At 27.8% G+C, this 22,354-nt stretch carries 13 protein-coding genes; 6 read left to right on the forward strand and 7 right to left on the reverse strand.

The features are described from left to right. Positions 1–65: 65 nt before the first annotated feature. The 6 genes from RATSFB_RS05715 to rfbB form a co-directional block, all read right to left on the reverse strand. Positions 66–3,227, reverse strand: a complete 3,162-nt coding sequence (locus tag RATSFB_RS05715; protein ID WP_014095093.1) for a DUF4214 domain-containing protein — start codon at positions 3,225–3,227, stop codon at positions 66–68. 766 nt (positions 3,228–3,993) lie between these two features. Continuing rightward, a complete protein-coding gene (locus RATSFB_RS05720; RefSeq protein ID WP_014095094.1) occupies positions 3,994–4,977 on the reverse strand; it encodes a glycosyltransferase family 2 protein in 984 nt (327 codons plus the stop codon). A gap of 169 nt (positions 4,978–5,146) precedes the next feature. Continuing rightward, entirely contained in the window at positions 5,147–6,043 is an 897-nt protein-coding gene (locus RATSFB_RS05725) for a hypothetical protein (RefSeq protein WP_014095095.1), read from the reverse strand. A 103-nt stretch (positions 6,044–6,146) separates the two neighbouring features. Next, positions 6,147–8,312, reverse strand: coding sequence for a DUF4214 domain-containing protein (locus RATSFB_RS05730; RefSeq protein ID WP_014095096.1), 2,166 nt, complete (start codon positions 8,310–8,312; stop codon positions 6,147–6,149). A gap of 146 nt (positions 8,313–8,458) precedes the next feature. Further along, entirely contained in the window at positions 8,459–9,583 is a 1,125-nt protein-coding gene (locus RATSFB_RS05735) for a hypothetical protein (protein ID WP_014095097.1), read from the reverse strand. A 66-nt stretch (positions 9,584–9,649) separates the two neighbouring features. Beyond that, positions 9,650–10,642: a dTDP-glucose 4,6-dehydratase gene (rfbB, locus tag RATSFB_RS05740; RefSeq protein WP_014095098.1), complete on the reverse strand. Its 993-nt coding sequence runs from the start codon at positions 10,640–10,642 to the stop codon at positions 9,650–9,652. Between the two features lie 241 nt (positions 10,643–10,883). Here rfbB and ade point away from each other — a divergent pair, with 241 nt between their 5' ends. From ade to RATSFB_RS05760, 4 genes are all read left to right on the forward strand, one after another. Beyond that, positions 10,884–12,623: an adenine deaminase gene (ade, locus tag RATSFB_RS05745; protein WP_014095099.1), complete on the forward strand. Its 1,740-nt coding sequence runs from the start codon at positions 10,884–10,886 to the stop codon at positions 12,621–12,623. 200 nt (positions 12,624–12,823) lie between these two features. Further along, positions 12,824–14,065: a cytosine permease gene (codB, locus tag RATSFB_RS05750; protein ID WP_014095100.1), complete on the forward strand. Its 1,242-nt coding sequence runs from the start codon at positions 12,824–12,826 to the stop codon at positions 14,063–14,065. Positions 14,066–14,067: 2 nt separating this feature from the next. After that, on the forward strand, positions 14,068–15,336 hold the full coding sequence (gene codA, locus RATSFB_RS05755) for a cytosine deaminase (RefSeq protein WP_014095101.1): 1,269 nt from the start codon (positions 14,068–14,070) through the stop codon (positions 15,334–15,336). 170 nt (positions 15,337–15,506) lie between these two features. Beyond that, positions 15,507–16,913, forward strand: a complete 1,407-nt coding sequence (locus tag RATSFB_RS05760) for a glycosyltransferase (protein WP_014095102.1) — start codon at positions 15,507–15,509, stop codon at positions 16,911–16,913. Positions 16,914–16,946: 33 nt separating this feature from the next. On the opposite strand, the gene RATSFB_RS05765 is transcribed toward RATSFB_RS05760, so the two are convergent. After that, positions 16,947–19,850, reverse strand: a complete 2,904-nt coding sequence (locus RATSFB_RS05765) for a DUF4214 domain-containing protein (RefSeq protein WP_014095103.1) — start codon at positions 19,848–19,850, stop codon at positions 16,947–16,949. Between the two features lie 601 nt (positions 19,851–20,451). Between RATSFB_RS05765 and RATSFB_RS05770 the strand changes: the two genes are divergently transcribed. Both RATSFB_RS05770 and RATSFB_RS05775 read left to right on the forward strand, forming a co-directional pair. Then, complete coding sequence (locus tag RATSFB_RS05770; RefSeq protein ID WP_014095104.1) at positions 20,452–21,183, forward strand: signal peptidase II; 732 nt, start codon at positions 20,452–20,454, stop codon at positions 21,181–21,183. After that, on the forward strand, positions 21,173–22,339 hold the full coding sequence (locus RATSFB_RS05775; protein WP_014095105.1) for a cation:proton antiporter: 1,167 nt from the start codon (positions 21,173–21,175) through the stop codon (positions 22,337–22,339). The genes RATSFB_RS05770 and RATSFB_RS05775 overlap by 11 nt, the downstream gene beginning before the upstream one ends. Positions 22,340–22,354: the final 15 nt, after the last annotated feature.

Raw genomic sequence — 22,354 nt, forward strand, 5'->3', positions numbered from 1 at the left:
TTTAATATCTACGCCTTTTATTATTTTCGGTAAATCACATGTGTTAGATAAACTTTTTCAAAATTCTACCATTCAAAATTTATTTTTTGAGCTAAATTTTTAAGTTCAGTTTCATTAACCATTCTATCAGCTATAGCTTGAAGAGTTGCAGTAGCTGATCCATAAACTGCTAATAATTTTTTATATTCTTCAACCCAGAATGCTTTTCCTTGAGTATCAGAATCTCTATTAACTATAGCATTATATAATGCTTCTACTTTAGTTTCAGCAGTTGTATATATTTTCTCAAATTCTCTCTCATTTATCATATTCAACAAGAATGCTCTTAGAGAAACTCTCTTATTGCTTAAGTTGTCTAAATGGAACATATATCCATTTTCATCAGCTGGCCTATTAAATACTACATTATAAACGTTAGCTAAATAGCTTTGTCCTTCATTTGTAGCGTTAATTTTTACATTTTTAAGGAATAAAGTTCTAGTTCTGTTATTTCTATCATTGTAATTAATACTTATCTCAACGTAATCTTTTCCTGGAACTAGTCCATCAACAACTACTCTTCCATTCTCAAATCTAACTTTAACATTTGAGTATTGGTCATTAGTTTCAGTTACAGTTTTACCATCTTTATCTTTATATTTAAATCCAGCAATTGAAGGATTTGAATTGCTTTCGTGATGGTAAGTTCCTGAAGGTAGAGTCACACTTATTGAATTTGAACCTGTAGTTGAGTTAGTTCCTGTTACATTTACTGTAGTAGAAGAAGTTGATGAAGAACTACCTGAAGAACCGCCAGATATTGTTCCACTATTTGATGAAGTTGGCTTAGTTGTAACTGTTAAAACATTAGATTCAATCGTATCATTATTTAGTGGATCATTTGTTTCATTATAAGTATAAACTGCTACAAATTCATACTTTGTATTAGCCTTTAATCCAGAAACAACCTTAGTTATTACACCATCTTTTATATCTTGTGGAATAGCTAAATCAAGTTCTTTATATGGATTATTAGTTCCAGCTTCCCTATAACTAATATAAGCTGCTTTTACACCAGTTGTAGCATTTCCAAAGAAATCAGCATCAATTTCTAAAGTAACTGAAGATGATGTTGTACCATATTCATCAATGTATATTGTTATAGGCTGATTGCTTACAATTACTCCAGCACTATAAGTTCCTTGATATTTTCCTGTACCCACAACATTATTAATTGCATGACTTCCCTCTTTAAATTGATCAAAAGTAACTCTATCACTAGTAATAGTATCTACAGTAACTTTACCACCAGTAGGCACAGTAGTTCCAAAACTTGCATCAACTTTAAACTGATCAGTTATATTTTCCATTCCTTGGTTTGTAGCCTTAACACTTGTTAAATTAACTGATTCAACAGCTCCGCCAGTCAAATCTACTTCTCCTGTCGCAGTTTTATCTCCTATTTTAAGAGTCCAATCAGCATCATTATTATTTGGAACTTGTCCATTAAACTGAACATCGAACACTAAATCTTTACCATTACTCTTTGTACTATTAACTGTAGCCTTACCACCATCAACTGTTAACAATGCTTTAGTATAATCTGCTGAACCAACAAATTTAGTCAACAACTCAGTACCACCAGGTATTGTAATTTGTCCTTCAGAAGAACTAGTCTTAACAAAGCTAGCTTGTACAGCAGCACCATCAATCTTATCAGTTGAAATTATTAATGATGTTTTAACAGTACTTGCTAATCCTGGAGTAAACTCTGATTTTACCTGAGTTGCACCAGCGTCTAATGATTGATTTCCACTTTCAACTTTTGCTTTATCATCAGTATCATTATACTCAAATATAACTGGTATAGCTTGATATCCATGTTTAAAACTATCTACATTTAATTTAACTTGAGCATTTACATCTATCCCAATAAAGTCCGTTTTTCCATTTTGGATATCTACATAAGCATAAGTAGTAGTACCACCACCTGGAACACTAGTTGTTGCTGCAACTGTTACCCCACTAAATGCATCAAAATATACTGCACTACCATGTCCATCTATATTAAACGAATGTTTACCTATCAACGCAGTAGCACTCGTAGTAGCATTACCCCCTGCTTGAGGAGCTACAAATCCATAACTTGCCTCAGGTGTAGGAACAAAATTATCTTCAAGAGCTGTAGCATCATTAGCCAGTTTTGCAGATTCTACAGTAACTGTAACCTCTTTACCTGTTGTAGGATCTATCTTTAATTTTGCTCCCCCAACTTTAGCTGTGTTACCTGTAGTTTCTTCCATAACTGTTTGTACATACGTCAACAATGGAGCACTTCCAAGTTGTATTCCATAACTAGACTTATCTTTTTCATGAGTTGGAAGCGTTGGTGCAGTGGCTTCACCAAAATCAGTTTTTATAGTATCTGCTAAAGTTCCCATATTAGTTGAATCATTAGTAGCAGTAACTCCTTTAATTGAAGAATTTTGATCTTCAAATAAAATAATATCTGAAGTTAAAGTATACTGACCGTTTCCATAAGTAACATCTACTTTTATTGTATCATTTAAATCCAAGTTTCCGTTTTTACCTAACTTTAATAAGCTTACTGTATAATTTCCAGTAGTAGTATCTTTAGTAAGATCAAATCCTTTTGTCGCATCTGTTCCTATATAAGCAGTAACTTTCTCTGGATTAAAAGTAGTAATATCTTTTGAGCCATTATTAAATTTAAGATTCTTCACTACAAGCTGTCCTGTAGTTATATCAGTATCAAAACTTATAGTATCGCTTGGTTTCTTAACTAAACTTAAAGTATACTTTTCTGTACTATTATCTTTATAAGTTACAGTAACATCTCCAGTATAAATTCCTGGGTCAGTCATTCCACTTACAGTTAATTTTTTTGTAGTACTATCCCAAGCTCCAGTAGCACCATTTCCGTTAGTCTCGATATTTACTCTTTCATCAAAAATTTTATGAGCAAATGTACCAGCGTCAATCTTATTTACATTATTAAAATCTAAATTCTTAAACGTAACTTCTGCGTTACCATTTGTAGTAACCTCAACAGATGTTTCTAAGTATTTTATTTGCAAAGCATCTAACTTAGCTGCTAAATCTGCACTCAATCTTGAATCTTGAGCGTGTGCTATTACTGCTTGTCTACCTACTGTTCCAACAGTAACCATTAAAGAATTTATTCCAAGTGCTGCTGCTAAAGCAAGCGCTACTCTTTTTTTATTCATATTATTTTTTTGCCTCCATTTTTTATTTGAAATCAATATTTTCTTATTCTTATGTAAATATTAACTATGCAAGTTGTTCCATAGAAGTTCCAAATCCTTTTTACAAATCATCTTCATACTTCCAAATCCCCAACTAAAAGTTATATTTTATCATCTATCTACTCATTTGTTAGACTCTGTTTTATCAAAATAATTATAAAAACCTATTTTTTCGCTTGATTATCAATTTTAATAGTTTAACATTGTTTATTGCTTGTCCATTTACTAAACCTAGCAATGATACACTACCATGTCGAAATTCATTAAAATATCTTGAAAACAAAACTAAATAACTAAAATTTCCTATTATTAAAATAATATTTTTTTCGGTTTTATGTCAAACTTTCCAGTAAAAAGATAAAACTTCTCCTCAAAAATTTTATCTGCATTGTTATACAATATAAACTTAGAGAATTCTTTCTACATGTTCCCTCCAATTAACTCAAACATAAAGAATTGCATTAATTTTTATAAAATAATAACAATTACATTACAATATTACTACATTTTTTATACTAAAGTCAACCTATTTTATAATTATTTTCCTAAAATATATACTTGTTTCCCTATATTTTATAGTAAAATATTTCATATTTCATAAACTATAATTGCTCATAATACCCGAAACCTTAAGTTAATTTAACTAAAATTTTATTTATAAAATCTAAAAATGTTATACCATACTAATTTTAAATAAAACAAATAGTCATTTGAAAATTTCAAATGACTATACAAACAAAAACAAATTATAAAGATGTCTATACCCAAAATCCATAAGCTTACTTTCTATTATTTTAATAAAACCAATCCCACTAAATATTGCAGTTCTACTACTCTCATATTTGAATACATCCTCACCCATAAAACAATTAAAACCATACTCATCTATAAATCTACATTTAACATCTGGATAATATCTCTGCATTATATCATTAATAATCATTATAATATCTTTTTCATACACAATAACTATGTTCTCAAAATTTCTTAAAACATTATCAAACAAATAAATCAACTTAAGCTCAAAATTTCTATACATCATTTCTAATTTATTCTCAGGATTAAGCGATGTATTTGTTTTATGAACTCTATAATTATAAACCACATCAGGTAAATTTCCTATCTTAAACCCTGCATTATGAAATTCAAGATAAATAAGCTTATCCTCAATAATCGAAAACTCCTTCTTAAATGGCATAAGTTTTATAAATAAATCACGTCTACCGAATAACCCTCCCCCGTTTATACAAGACCCAGAATATATCCTTAAAAATTGAATATCTTCATTTAGAATTTCATAATTAAGAGTTTCCATCATTTTCATATAAAGCTTGCTACCATTACCAAAACTCTTTAAATAACATCCTATAAGATCATAATTACCCTCTTTTAAATACTTAAGTTGCTTCTCATACCTATAAATCTCATTAATATCATCTCCATCACACCTTGCAATATATTTTCCACGAGAAAGCAAAACTCCAACCTTCATAGCCTCACATATTCCACCATTTCTTTTTGTTATAACCCTAATTCTTTCATCCTTTTTTTCATACTCTCTTAAAATATTGTAACTCCTATCTGTAGAACCATCATCAACCAAAATTATATCTAAATTAGTATGAGTTTGATTAACAATACTATCAAGTGTATCCCTTAAATAAATTTCATTATTATATACTGGTACAATAACACTTATTAAATCCTCCATAGCACAATGTCCCCTTTTACATAAATTAAAAAATAGCTAGAATTTTTTAAAAAAATCCTAGCTAAATCTATATAAAATCGAATTCAAATTTGATATTAATAATTTACGTAAACCATATAAATTCATTTAATTATAATTCGTGATATATCACAAGTCCTAATAAATTAAACTATAAGCTGTTAAACTCATCAATATATTTTTCAAGTGCATCTTTATCTTCCCTTTTAAGTGCATACTCACATAAAATCATTAATGTATTCTTACCTATAAAACTATATAAATCTTTATTTAAATTAAAATAATTTTTATATTTGTTACTTATATTAAGTGCATATTTTTCTATAACTTCATCCAATTCTTTATTCTTAATTTTAGAATCAAGTATATAATACTCCCAAATTGGATTATCATCAAGTATACTTAATCTATCTAATATAAATCCATCAATCTCATTACATTCAATTAATTTTAAATAATCTCTTATCTTTATAATATTTATCTTAGTATTTACAAAATTCTTATATTCATAATTACTTACTCTATCTTCTAATACGACCTCTTTATTAACTAAATCATTAATAACAAAATTTATATTACATGGCACTATCTCTTTTAATATGAAATATAGTTCATTTAATTCTGAATAATCTTCTAAAAAAAATTCATCAGCATTTAATCTTATAGCTATTTTATTAGAACAATCATAATTATGCTTAATTGGATATGAGTTAGAACAAATTTTATATAAATTTTTATCCAAAACCTCATCTTTTAAATTAATCTCTATTCCATAATTTCTATAATATAAAAGATTCTCTACAAAATAATCAAAATCCTCATATATGTTATAGTATTCAATCAATTCCTCATAATCATCGCCAAAAAAATAATCTTTCAAACCATCTGATACTGAATCTATAAGCTTTAACACCTTAATCCTTTTTTGTACTTTTAAAATTAAATTACTATTTATCCTCTCTTTCCCTAAAAGTTCATCCATTATATAATAGAAAAAATTAATATTCCCTATTAAAAATTTAGAGTAGGCATGTATAAAATCTCCCAATTTATTCTCCTTAAAAATTAATTCTCCTTATATTAATAGGTATTAACCAATTAAAATATACCCATAATAAAAGGCATGTACCTATGGCACACACCTTTATTAATTACTCTACTCTTAATCCAAGACTATATAAGAAGTTTCTAGTTTCTGACTCACCAAGCATTCTTTCAGATATAGCCTGCATAGCCGCAGTTCTATCTCCAACTTGTGCAATTGTTTCTTCTAAAGTCTTAACCCACCAAGCAAGTCCTTCAGAATCTGATGTTCTTCCTGTAACAGATCTATACATACGCTCTACGTACTTAGTATTATCTAAGTTTTTCTCTTTATATTCTTGTTCGTTAACTATATTAGACGTGAAATAATTAACTGAAAACTCTTGTGAAGAAAGTTTTGATGTCCAATATGCCATTCCATCTGGATCACCATCTCTTAAGAAGAATATATTATAGAAACCTTCAATCCACTCTTTTGCATTTGTAATTTTCTTAGTTGTAAATGGCTCTATATCCATAGCTAACTCTTGTCCATCTTTAAGCACAACTACTAATTCAAGTCCTTCAGTTAAATTGTTTGGAATTATTCCATATAACTTAACTAAATTCTCTTTAGTATCATAGAATGAACTTGCAATTGAATCTCCAACAATTGAAACATCTTTTATAATTCCATTTGGATCATTAAATAATATTTCAAATTCCGCTTTAGTTGGAGTAACATTCTTAAGTTCAAATGATTTTAATAAATCTCCTTCTTCTCCAGCTGAAGTACCATTTCCAAGTGTTCTTATCGTCATAGGATTTACAGAAATAACATCATAATTTGTAAACCTTCTGTTTATATCACCATCTCCAGAGTTAAACGTAACAATTAATTCCGTAAACTTATAATCTGTTCCAGACTTTAACCCTGTTATCAATAAATCTTTATACTCAGAGGCATTTTTTTGAGGATCCTTTAAAGTATTATCAAGTTTAGCATAAGACTGCATAGATCCAATTTTAGTATCCTCTTTTAAAATCTTACCATCATAAAGATTTCCTTCCGAATCCTTTACTTGTATTCTCTTTATTGTATCCTCAGGATCATATAAAGCATCATAAAGTACTACTCCATCCTCCAAAGGTCTAACGTTAGCATGATTATATCCTTGTGCTTTATCTTCTTCTGAAAATGGACCAATATAACGGATTATATTATCATCAGTTGATACAATCTCACCTTTATCATCTACATCAACATTAACAAAATAAGAAACTGTAGGTTTAATTGCTAAAGGATCTAATGGATTTGTATTATCAATATTTATATTCTCTGTTAATAGAGGATCTAAATAAGGAATTATTCCTTTTTTACCTTCTATAGCAGTTTGAGTTGATGTTTTTTGAACTACACTCTTGTCCACAAGTGTTGGAAAAATCAAAGAACCACCAAAAGATATATTAGTTATCTCAGATCCTGTTGGTAATCCATAAATCTTAAAATAAATATTCCCTTCTTTGTCTACAATTTTAGGAGCATTATAAACATTTGTATACTGATTTATCTTACCTGTTGTGGTATCCATAACTAAATCCTCAATTGATATCTTTTTAGTTTCAGTTTTAGCACCACTTGTATATGTCACATTAAGTGTAAAATCTTTATTCACCAAATTGCCTGACTCATCTTTCATACCAAGTGAATTTTGTATAATTGTCGCAAGAGTTTCTTGTTGAACTAATTCAATCTGAGAACCCTTTCCACTTGATAAAATATTTAAATTCTTAGTATATTCATTAACAGCTGCATCTATATTAGACTTCAAAGCAGCTTCAACATTACCCGAAAACTTAACCTTGATATAAGCATATCCACCTGTTGATTTATCCCTTAAGTACGATTTTTGATAACCTTGCATATCTTCTCTTGCTACAACTGAAGTATTTCGAATTACCCCACCTTCAACTCCAGTTATTGTTAAAAACTGCTCTTCTGCATTTACTGACGAAGAAGATTTAACAAAATCTTCCGTTCCTTTTAATGGTAAAACTTCGTTCTCATCATACTTACCATTACCATTAAAATCAACTGCACCTGGATTCGTTCCAGCTGGCAACTCCATGTTTGAAAGGTTAATCGTAAATTGGCTATCCCCTTCAACATATCTACTTTGCTGTGCTGGTACAGCCCAAGCAAATTTCGAACCGATATGAGTCATCACACCTGAAGCAACAGATAAAGATAAAAATATCCCGATTAATTTCTTCATAAATTTTTTACTAAACATTTCTTCCTCCTTGAAAGAATTAAATTTTTAAGATTAATCTTTCAAACCGATAAATTTATAAATCTAAATTCATGTTATGTTCACATAATCGGAATATTTTTATTTTTATTTACTATGTATAGTTATTTTTATTTAATTTTTTATGTTCAGTTATTCGAAATCAATTTCATATACTCTTTACTCGATTCCATATTTAAAAACTTATCCAAAAGTTCAATTTTACTCTCATCAACAGTCTCCTTATTAGAAAATTTTTCATTAAACTCTTCCAAAGTGATTATTGACACTCTTCCATTTATTATTTTTTTATTAGCTAAAAAATAAATACTATCAACTATCTCTTTATTAGTTGTATTTATTAAATCAAATTCATCACTCAAAATAATTTCACTCAATATACTCTTTATATCAACTACATTATTTAAAACATTATATAAATTTTGAGAATACTCTTTTTCAGTTGGATATCTCTTTAAAACTTGAGAATAAATTTTAACAAAATAATTTTCAAGTTCTGAACCATAGTCCATTAAAAGTTTTGAAATTATAAACTTTATTTTATTTTGATCCTTATCGTAAGAAACTATTTCCACATTCAAATACTGCTTTCCTGGAATCAAATTGCCAATTATTAATTTGTTGTTATTCTTATCATAATTTACACTTAAACCCGAAACTTTATTTCCATTAAAATCAGCTGTAATTGTAAATTTTGAATTTGGATCTATGTTAATATTTTCCGGAATATCAACCGAACTAGTTACTCCCTTTGTTGTGTAACCATTAAGTGCAAAAACATTTTCAAAATTTTGATATAACTCATCTTCTATATTAATCATTAAAATATCACTCATATAAATTTTATCTCCTTTTTTAAGTGACATCTTCAAATACAAATTTACATTCTTATCCAAGAAATCCAGATTTTTGTATAAATCCTTATCAAAATTTTCATCAATTTTAATATTAAATCTCTCTATGTAACTATCTTCTGTATTAATATCTTTAGTATGAATGGAAAAAATATAATCTTTTAAATTTTTAGAATTAATTTCATTCAAATTATACATAATGTAATTAATTAAATCATTTTTAGTTAGTTTATTAGTATTGATAGGTGATAAAAATAGCTTATCATCTTTTATACCAATAAATTCTTTACCCAAAATTTTTGTATCTACAGTTTTTAATATGAAATCTAAATTTATAGTTACAAGAAGTATACAAATAAAAACAACTATACCAATAAAATTACGTAATTTATAATTCAATTACTTACACCTCCTACATATTTTTAAAAAACAAAGGTATAGTTTTTCACACAAAAAACTTATATTTTAATTTTCTATATATTTATCCTTAAGTACCAAATCCACCCAGTTCAAATTACTCAAATACCAATTTATAGTATTTCTAATTCCTACTTCAAAATCAGTTATACACTTAAATCCAAGCTCATTATATATTTTACTACTATCAACTGAATATTTTAAATCATGCCCTAATCTATCATCTACATAAGTTATAAGAGAATAATCTTTATTTAACAATCTAAGTATTTTCTTTATCAAACTCAAATTATCAATTTCATATCCAGAGGATATATTATATATTTCTCCTTTTTTGCCTTCTTTTATAATCTTATCAATAGCCATAGAATGATCATGAACATACACCCAATCACGTATATTTTTCCCATCGCCATATACAGGTATCTTATTACCCTTGAGTGCATTTACAATAACAACAGGTATTAACTTTTCTGGAAATTGATATGATCCATAATTATTTGTACATCTAGATATTGTTACATTAAGTTTAAACATCTTAAAATAACTCATAACTAACATATCCGCTGATGCCTTTGAAACTGAATAAGGTGAAGATGGTCTTAATATATCTCCTTCTTCAAAACTTTTATCATCCTCTAATTTCAAATCACCATATACTTCATCAGTTGAAATTTGATGATATCTATTAACACCATACTTCAAACACATATCCATCAAATTCTTAGTTCCTATAATGTTAGTTTCTAAAAATACTTGTCCATTATATATTGATTTATCTACATGAGATTCTGCAGCAAAATTTACTACAATATCGAAATCTTCATTTTGAAAAACTTTATCCAAAAAATTATTATCTAAAATATTCCCTCTATAAAATTTAAAATTTATATTTTGTCTAACAAGCTCTAAGTTTTCAAGATTCCCCGCATATGTCAATGCATCTATACAAGTAACATATATATCCCTATATTTGTTAATCATATAGTGAATAAAATTGCTTCCTATAAACCCTGCTCCACCTACTACACAAATTTTCATAAACCCCTCCTACTTAAAAATTAGATATAAAAATTTATCTAATCTCTATAACGTTATAAGTCTACTATAATTTTTACTTTTCTTCTACTTTAATAAAAATAATTTCCTTGAATTAATTTTAAATACTAATATAATAATTCTTAATAATCTTCATAAAAATAATACTTGTCTATTTACAATATTATATTAAAAATATTTAACTGTGAAGATTATTTAGTTTTATATAAAGGTGAATTTAAAAATGGATAAAAAAATATATATCGAAAATATTCAAGCATCCATAAAAAAAATTGCTTGCGATTTAGTAATAAAAAATATAACAATTGTAGATGTATTTCAAAATTCTTCGTTCGTATCAGATGTTGCTATTCATAATGGTTATATAGTTGGTCTTGGGGATTACTCTGGAAAAAACGAAATAGATGGAAGCAAAAAATATATTTGCCCTGGTCTAATAGATGCTCATGCCCATATAGAATCATCTCTTTTAACTCCAAAAGAATACTACAAAACTGCTCTCATACATGGAATAACTTCTGTAATTATAGATCCTCATGAAATTGCAAATGTTCTCGGACGCGATGGGATTAATTTAATGATGGATCTTTCACGCGATATACCATTTGACTTTTACTTTATGCTACCTTCATGTGTACCTGCAACAGAATTTGAAAACTCTGGTGCAGTGTTAAATAGTTCTGATCTTTATCCATTTTATAAAAATGATAAGGTTCTTGGATTAGCCGAAGTTATGGATCTAAAAGCTGTCCTTGAATGCGATAAAAACATGATAGATAAAATTTATGATGCTTATATAAATGATAAAGTCATAGATGGTCATTGTGCTGGATTCTCAATTGATCATATAAATGCATATACAACTGCTTATATAAAAACAGATCACGAATGTCATACCCATAAAGAATTAATTGAGAGAATTCGTCGTGGAATGTATGTTCATATAAGAGAAAGAACTGTAGCTAAAAATTTAAAAGAACTTATACAAGGAGTATCAATACACAATAGTAGAAAATTATGTTTATGTACAGATGATAAACACATAGATGATTTTGTGAAAGATGGATCCATAGATAATTCAATAAAAATGTGTATTAAAAGCGGACTAAGCCCAGAAACTTCGATTCAAATGGCTACTATAAATACAGCTGAATGCTATAAATTAAACAAAAAAGGTGCTATTGCACCTGGTTATATTGCAGACTTTTTAATACTCGATTCATTACACGATTTTAAAATTTCATCAGTATACAAAAATGGAAATTTAGTTGTTGAAAATAACAAGCTAGTAAACAAAGACATATCCAACATAAAAATATCTTTAAAAACTCAAATAAATATACCAAACCTCACAGAGGATCATTTTAAGATATCCATCAAAAACAAATCACTTTTAAATGTTATAGAAATAATACCTAATAATTTAAATACTAATCATCTTAAACTAAATATATCTTCCCTCAATTTAAATCACAGTGAATATTTTAATGCCTGCACTAAAAATGATTTATTAAAAATTGGTGTTATAGAAAGACATAATAACACTGGAAACATTGGACTTGGAATTGTAAAAGGGCTTATGTTAAAATCTGGAGCAATAGCTACAACAATTGCTCATGATTCTCATAACTTAATTGTTTGTGGTACAAACGATAAAGATATGATACTTGCATGTAATCACATAAAAAAAATTGCTGGTGGAATTGTAATTATAGATAAAGGAGAGGTTCTCTATTCCCTAAGCTTAGAAATCGGAGGACTTATAACAAATAGAAAGACTCAAGATGTTATAAAAGACTTAGAAATTTTACACAGCAAAATTAACATACTCTCACCAAATTTGACCTTCAATCCATTTTTAACATTATCCTTCTTATCTCTTCCAGTAATACCTGATATAAAAATTACTGACAAAGGTCTATTTGACACTATTAATTTTAAATTTATAAACGTATGTGAATAAAATACATTGATTTATAATCGCAATTAAGTATATAATATCTTTCAAGAAAACTAGTCCTTTAATTTTAGTCCAGAGAGACTAACAAGGCCTTATACGAATGTGTTTTTACATAATTAAAAATAATTCATTTTATAACGGCCTTTTGGCCGTTATTTTTTATGCTAGTTTGATAAAAATTTAATACGATTGGAGATGGCTAAATGGATAAAAATAAAATTTCAGATATGGATTATTCTTTATCTTCCGTAGATTCTAAAGACAGAAAAGGGTTCTTTTCAATATTTGTTATAATGCTAGGATTCACATTTTTCTCTGCAAGTATGCTAACAGGTGCAACCATTGGAGTTTCTCTAAATTTAAATGACTTCCTAAAATCTATATTAATTGGAAACTTAATTCTCTCTATATACACAGGACTATTATCATACATAGGATCTGATACTGGATTATCGCTACACCTATTAACTAAATATTCATTTGGATTAAAGGGATCTTATCTCCCATCATTCATTACAAGCATAACTCAAATAGGATGGTTTGGTGTAGGTATTTCAATGTTTGCAATACCCATATCAAATAGATTCAATATAAACCTTTATGTTCTTGTTCTAATAACAGGAATCTTAATGACTAGTACCGCTTACTTTGGAATGAAATCACTTACTATATTAAGTGCAATAGCTGTACCTGCTATTGCAATACTCGGTGGTCTATCACTACTTATAGCAATTCAATCAATTGGTGGATTCGGCGAACTATATAGTATAACTCCAACAAATCCGATGAATTTAATAACTGCAATAACTTTATGTATTGGATCTTTTATAAGTGGAGGTACTGTTACTCCAGACTTTACTAGATTTTCAAAAACAAAGAAAATCGCGGTATCAACAACAGTAATAGCTTTCTTTATTGGTAACTCCTTAATGTTCTTATTTGGTGCAGTTGGTGCAATGGTTACCGGAAATTCTGATATAGCTGATGTAATGTTCTCTCAAGGCCTTATTATACCAGCTATAATTGTACTTGGACTTAATATATGGACAACAAATGATAATGCGATATATACAGCAGGTCTTGGACTCTCTAATATAACAAAAGTTAAAAAAAACAAATTAGTATTGATAAGTGGTTTAATTGGAACTCTCGGCTCTATATGGATTAATAATAATTTTACATCTTTCCTAACTTTATTAAATTCAATGCTACCTCCAATCGGAGGTGTTGTCATCGCAGATTACTTTTTCATAAAGAAACTCAAATACGATAAAATAGAAATTGCAAAATTCAAAGAGGTTAATCCAATAGCTATAATATCATTTATTATTGGATTTTTAGTTGCAAATTTTATATCATTTGGTATACCTGCCATAAATGCTATTATTTCAACAATAATTATTTATATTATTGGAATGAAAATTTTTAAAAATAAGGATGTGTAATATTGTTAATTAAAAATTTGAAACTCAAAGGAAAAAAAGGAATTTATGATATAAGAATTAAGGATGGTATATTCCATGAAATCTCAAATAATTTAATTCCCCTTAAAAATGAAGATGTAATAGAAGGAAACTTCAATTTAGCACACCCCCCTTTCATAGAACCACATATCCATTTAGATACTGTACTTACAGCTGGTGAACCTAAATGGAATAAAAGCGGCACACTCTTTGAAGGAATACAAGTATGGAATGAGAGGAAAAATTTCTTAACACATGACGATATTAAAAGTCGTGCAAAGAAAGCTATTAAATGGCAAATAGCAAATGGTATACAATTTGTTAGAACTCATGTTGATACTACAGATAAGAATTTAACTGCAATCAAAGCAATGATTGAACTAAGAGAAGAACTTAAAGACTCTATAGAAATACAAATTGTCGCATTCCCTCAAGAAGGAATTCTATCCTACCCTAATGGAATTGAATTATTAGAGGAGTCTATAAAACTTGGTGCTGATGTTTTAGGTGGAATTCCACATTTTGAATTTACTCGAGAATACGGAGTTCAATCTATAGATTTAATTTTTTCATTAGCTGAAAAATATAACAAACCTATAGATGTACATTGTGATGAAATCGATGATGAGCAATCAAGATTTTTGGAAGTTCTAGCAACTCGTGCATATGAAACTGGATTAAAAAATAAAGTTACTGCAAGTCACACAACTGCAATGGGTTCATATAATGATGCCTACACATATAAATTATTTAGAATTCTCAAGATGAGTGAAATCAATTTTATATGTAATCCTCTTGTAAATATACATCTTCAAGGTAGATTCGATAGTTATCCAAAGAGAAGAGGAGTTACTCGAGTAAAGGAATTGAATGAATCTTCGATAAATGTTTGCTTTGGTCACGATGATATTTTCGATCCATGGTATCCCCTTGGATGTGGAAATATGCTAGACGTTCTCCACATGGGATTGCACATTTGCCAAATGATGGGGTATGATGATATAAACGATTCACTTAAATTCATATCATATAACAGTTCTAAAACTCTAAACATACAAGATAATTACGGAATAGAAGAAGGAAAACCCGGAAATTTAATAATACTTAATGGTACTAATGACTACGACATCATTCAAAGGAAAAGCTCAATAATATACTCAATACGAAATGGAAAAATAATTTCAAATACCACTCCTTCAAAAACATTTATTAATATAGATAATAAATCAGAAGAAATAAACTTTAAAAAATAAGAGATGCAAATACATGCATCTCTTTTATTTTTGTCTGCATATTAAAAACTCTAAGCTCATTCTCAATCTAATTGTAAACATTATCCTTTAATGATATAATCTTATATCATTGGAAATAAATATAATAATAACTTTTTATAATAAAAATTTGATTTGAAAGGTGGTTAACTATGGTAATCATAGATTCTATAATAAATAGCATCGATATAGATTATTTCAAGTTCAATTTAAATTTTCATAAATATGTACTTCAAAAACTAAAGACGGATAATTTCACAATTGATGAAGACTTTGAAAGTAAGTTAAATAAACGCATAAAAGTTTTAAGCACGATAAATGGTACATGCCCTAATATTTTAAAATTTTTCATAAATGATGATTATATACAATATAAAGATGACCTAACTAATGAAAACCTAGTAGAATTAATAAATATTTTTTCTGATGATACACCAATAAAATTAAGTGCAAATCTAATTGTATTTAACGAAGAGCGTTGTATTGAAAGATCATTAAATGCTATTTCCACTTTCGCCGATGAAATATTAGTTTTAGATACAGGATCAACAGATAATACAGTAAAAATAATCAAAGAAAAATTTCCAAATGTTAAGCTATATAAAGATAAATGGAGAAAAGATTTTGCATACTCAAGAAACTTATTAATAGATAGATCCAATAATGATTGGATATTATCTATAGATGCAGATGAAACCCCAACAGATGAATTTTATCTCATAAAAGATGTTATTTCATTATTTAATAATTTCAACTCAAACGAAAAACATCCATTGGTATTTTCTCCAACAATAGATTCACTGGGTCAAAAAATAAATACTACAAAAAGAATTTTCAATAAAAAACATGAGATGAAATTCGATGGCAAAATTCATGAAGAAATCGTATCTAAAAATGAATCAGAAATCAATTACATTATGCTTAATTTAACACTTCTTCATGATGGATATCATCCTGAAGTATTTAAAAGCAAAAATAAAGCTGAGAGAAATACTGAGATACTTGAAAAAATGATAAAACTTGAACCTAATAAAATTAGATGGTACTACTTCCTTGGACGTGAAAAAAATATATTAGGTCATGATATAGATGAATGTATAAAAATATTGAAATCAGGATTAAAATTAAAACATACTCAAAATTCCATTGAAAACTTTTATTATAATATTCTAACACTCTTAGCTAAAATAGCTGTATCACATAAAAAATATGATTTATTAAAAGAAGTCATAGATCTTATGGAATACGAAATACCAAACTCACTGGATAGCTTTTATTTTCAACTCATACTTGAAAATGATTCTGTAATGAGTGATAAATTTGATCAAATAAACTCAATGGTTAAATCAATAGGAGATATAACAAATAAGGTTAACACAATAGATGGAACTTATTCTCATGTTCTTCACACTCTCGGGATTATATATCTTAGTTTCAGAGATTATACAAGAGCATTTTATTATTTTAATCAAATAACATCCCCCAAAAATATAGAAGCAATTAAATATATTTTAATTCCTCTAAGAAGTCAAATAGATGATTTCTTAAAAAATAAATAAAGTGAAGTTCAAATGAACTTCACTTTTTATATATTATTCAAATTTAATTCCTAATGTAGTTGCCATCGCTCTTACTTCATCAGTATCTAACATTCTTGATACAACAGCAGCTCTAGCTTGACTTTGAGGTTCTCCAGCTTGTATAGCTTTTTCGATTTCAGATGTCCAGAAAGTAACCCCTTCAGTTTCTCCAGCTCTATCTACTATAGCATACATAGCTTCAACAAAGTTAGTATTGCTTAAGTTTTTCTCCAATAATTCAGGTGTAAACGAAAGTTGTCCTAAGAATCCTTTTAAAGTTTCTTCTTTAGCAGCCAATTTAGTAGTCCAGTATACTAGACCATCTCTATCTGGCTCTCTTGTAAAGAATGCTCTATAAACTCTTGAAACATATCCAGCTACGCCTGTTTCACTTTGTGATTGAATAGTTGTTTTAAACGATGGTACAGTTAAAGTTGTACTCTTATCTCCATATCTTAATATCAATCTAAGATCTGTATAATCTGTATTAGAATTAAGATCTGTTAACTCAATTACATTACTAGTAACATTATAAGTTGCTTTAACTCCATTAGATCCAGTTCCCGTAACTTCAACAGATATCATTTCTTTATCAGTATTTTTAATCGTTGCGTTAACCGTTGCTGAGTTTGTAGTAACACCAGTTACATTAACACCTGCAGTTGAAACTTCAACTTTTGTAGTTCCAGCTCTTCCAGTTGCATATCTAGTTATGGCTTGTTGAGTTTTTGTACCATTAGATGGTATTGATCCTAATGCACCAGCTTTATCAGTTCTTATAGATGATACTCTATTTCCATCCTCTGAAGTTGAAAACTCAAATTTAAAATCTGTAGATCTTCCAGCTTCAATTCCTGTTATAGTTATTTCAATCATTTCAGAAGCTGACTCAACCGTACTCTCACTTCCTGTTATATGAGTATTCTCTAACAATGGATAGTCAATATCATAATCCCCAGATATACTGTTATTACCGTCTACATCCAATCCTTTAACAACTCTATAAGTTGTCTCAAAACTAACTCTTGAAGGATCTATTCTACTATAACTTCCATTATTATTTACATATACATCAACGCCACTTATGATATGGTCAGCATCTTTAATTCTTCCATAGAATCTTACTCCACCTGGAATTTGCTCATACTTAAGTTGTGAATCTATCCATAACTCAGATTTATAATCTTTATTTGTTTTTGCAAATATATTATTTTTTGCGTTATCAATATTTGTAGTTGAGTATGGGAATAACGAATCTCCACTTACAGAGTTATTTCTTCCTAAAGATATTGGATTTCCATATCTTTCTCTTCCATTTTCATTATAAACAGTTTCAATTGATAAAAAGTCATAACTTCTATCTCTATCTAAATTAGTGATCTCTACTGCAAACCAGTTAGATGTAGATTTCTTGCCATCTTCAGATTTAACATTTTTAATAGTATAAGTCTCTCCAGCTCTTAATCCTCTAACTTCAAGTCTTTGTAAATTACTAATATCGTCAACTTTAACTAAATAAGTTAATGTATCTAAACCAACATTAGCTTGGTATAATAAATCTCCTTTTACTAACTTGTCAAATCCAAATACTTGTGAAGTTTGATAATTTGACGTAGATATTGATAAATATTTATCACCTGTAACATAATTAGTAGCTTTCCTATCATCAAACCTTATTCTTTGACTTCTCTGATCACCATTTATTGTATAATAAACATCAATATACTCAAAATCATAAGTAGTATTTGCATTTAATCCACCTATTTTAAGATCTCTATACCTTGTACCATGGTTAACTGTATCACCATTAGAAAGCTTACCAGTTTCAAAATCTCCAATTTGGGCTTCGTAGCTATCTCCACGTCTATCAACTACAGTAGCACCTGTTATAGTTTTATTTGTATCTTTAAAAAGATCTATTAAAGTTATTGTAGACCCTGTAGACTTAACAAATACATGTTCTCCACTATCAATTACATTATTTCTTCCATTTGATAACTCTTGATATTGGCTTTGATTACCAACCATCGCATATAAAGAATCAGTTAATATCCAAGTAGAAGTAGGAACTGTAGATATACCTGCGTTATATGATATGCTATTTTGAACTGAATAGTTTGTAGCATCAACTTGTCCACTACTATAATTTGTAGCTACTGTCAATTTATCTCTAGAATCTAATTCAATATTAGTTATTTTTATATCTGTTGGAAGTCCTCTTAGTGTAACATAAATTAAACCATTCTCATCAACTAAAGATCTCAAATCATTAGAATTTGAAATTCTTCCTGAATCTGTTTCAGGACAATCTAAGCTAAGCTCATTAAATCTTACAGTTGTTGTTCTAGTTCTACCATCACTCAATTCATAAGTGATTAAAAATCTTACATCCTGATTGCTATTATTAACAACATCAAAAGCAGTTAACAATTCACTAGCTAATCTTTCTTGATTTTGTGTATTAATTGCAACACCATTATTATGTCTATTTGCATTAACAGTATTTACGTTATTTCTATGCTCAGATACTGCATCATCAACGTATCTTCTAAACGTTCTTTCTAATTCTCCTGATAATCTTATACCTATTCTTGCAACTCCACCCTCATTTGCATCAGCTTTATAAGTTTTATTCGTACCGCTAACAGTTGTATCAGAAGTTAAAACCTCAGTTAAAATCTTTTCGATTGAGAAAACACTTTCTTCTGTCTTCTTAGCATTACTAGCTAATGTAACCTGAGTTGTACTTGTAAAACTATCCACATAACCTTTACTATTTAAAGTCCAACTATTCTCATATCTTCCATCATTAATTTCTGCTGCATTAACTTTTATATTATTAACAGGTAAAACTGATAAAGTCATAGCTAACATCGCAATACCTGCAATCAATTTTCTTAATTTTAAAGATTTCATACTTATCCTCCTAATTTTCAAAACAAAGTTAAAAATTAATTTCCATTATTTCAGTGAAACTTGTATTGTGACCCTTCCTTTGTTAAATAATAACATTTGTAATCTTTTTTTAACATATTTGTATTACTTCATTTACCTAATATTTTTTGCTTTATTTTGTTATTTTCTCCTATTTTCTCTCTTTTTCTTAATTTTTTGTATTTTATACATAAAATAGAGTTTAAAATTGTTTTAAAAAACAATGAAGAGCATCTAAAATAAGATGCTCTAATAAATTATCAAACTAAGGCATTACAAAAATATTTTAAAAATCAATCATCAATCGTCAAAGTTATAAATTAAATAAAATCATACTATAACATCACTAAATCTGCCAGAATATAGGAATAAATATATAGATAACCATACATTAAAAATGTTTATAATCAATAAATAACTATAAATAAAAGTACATATTTATTATACATAATGTATACAAAATATTCAATAATATAAATAGTTATTATTTTTAAAAAAATAGATTGATTTATTTTTTCGTTTATTATATTTATTATAATTTATAATTATTCAATATACCAATCACAAATCGGAGGATTAGTCAATGAAAAATAAATTAAAATTACTTCATTTTATTATAGTTTATCCATCTATTTGGCTTATCTACTATGTATTTGAACTAATATCAAAAAATATTTCAGATACATATAGCATGGTAATGAACTTATTACCAGCATTATTATTATTAATTATTTCATACTTATTTTATAAATACTGTGAAAAATCTATAATTCTTAAAGATGCTCACTTAACCATAATAATATTAATATTATTTGCAATTGACCAATTATCTAAAATAACTGTTTCTACGATATTTAGTAAAAATAATATATATTCTTTTAATATAATTCCAAATTATTTATCTATTACTCCAGATTTAAATGATAAAGGCTCATTTATAGCATCTAGATTCAATATAAACGCTCCTTTTGTGATTTTTATCACTTTGAATTTTTTAATTCTATTATTTATATTTTTTACATACAGATATATTTTCTATAAAAACCAAATAAATTCCATAAATCAATTAACTTTTATATTTTTATTTTCAGGTGGTTTATGCTCTCTTATAGACAAATTATTCTGGGGTGGAAGTTTAGATTTCTTGCACATACATAACTTATTTATTGCTGATATTAAGGATATTTTTATAACACTTGGTTTATGTAATTTCATTATATATAACATAAATTCAGATTATCAAATTAAAATAAAAGATTTAATGAAATTTATAATAAAATTTTTAAAATTTAAAGGAGGTAAACATGAGTCCTAATTTTTTAATAGAATTATGTTTAATTTTATTACTTACAAAAGTTTTAGGATCCATAACAAACAAACTAAGACTTACAAATGTCGTTGGTGCTTTAATAGCCGGAGTAATATTAGGTCCATCAGTATTAAAAATAGTTTCATACGATACATTTTGGGAATATGCAGCAAATATAGGTGTAATACTCTTAATGTTTAACGCAGGACTCGAAACAGATATAGATCATCTAAAAAAGGTAGGAATGTCATCTTTTTTAATAGCTCTACTAGGAGTTATCATTCCTTTAATTGTAGGATTTTCAATTGGATATTTCATAATGAACTTACCTTATTTAGATAGTTTGTTCTTAGGAATTATATTTACTCCAACATCTGTTTCTATAACATCTCAAACACTTAAAGACCTTAAAGTATTTTCTTCAAAATCTGGTTCTGCAATTATGGGATCTGCAATTATAGATGATATTTTAGGGGTGTTTATTTTAACACTTTTTGGAGGGTCTCTTGGACAAGAAGTTAAAATACAATCAGTTGTAATAGGATTGCTATTATTCTTCGTATTTGTATTCTTATTAATTAAATTCTTGCCTCCATTCTTAAATAATTTAAGTATAAATAAGGAACATAAACACAGAATGCCATTATATGCCCTTATATTATGTTTTGCTATATCATTTATTAGCGAAGAATTCTTCCATGTTACTTCTATAATAGGAGCATATTTAACTGGTATTGTATTCTCTAAATATGTTTTCCAACATACAGTTTACAAACAACTTAATTATTTAAGTTACTTTATATTCTCTCCTATATTCTTTGCAAGTATAGGAATGCAAACCAAATTATCATCCTTCAATAAAACTGTAATAATATTTACTTTAATTCTATTCATAGGTGCTGCATTAAGTAAATTCGTTGCATGTTTTATTACATCAAAAGTATTAGGATACAACTTCAAAGACTCCTCACGTATAGGAGCTGGAATGATCTCAAGAGGGGAAGTTGCATTAATAATTATAAATATTGGTATAACTAATCAAATACTTAGTGAAAATCTAGTTTCACCTCTTATAATAGTTGTAATTTTAACTACAATTATTACTCCAATACTTTTATCTAGGCTTTACGCAAATATGAACAAAGAAGTTTTAATAAATTAAAAAGGGATTAACTTA

It is taken from the genome of Candidatus Arthromitus sp. SFB-rat-Yit (assembly GCF_000283555.1).
In the GTDB taxonomy this organism is placed as follows: Bacteria; Bacillota; Clostridia; order Clostridiales; family Clostridiaceae; genus Dwaynesavagella.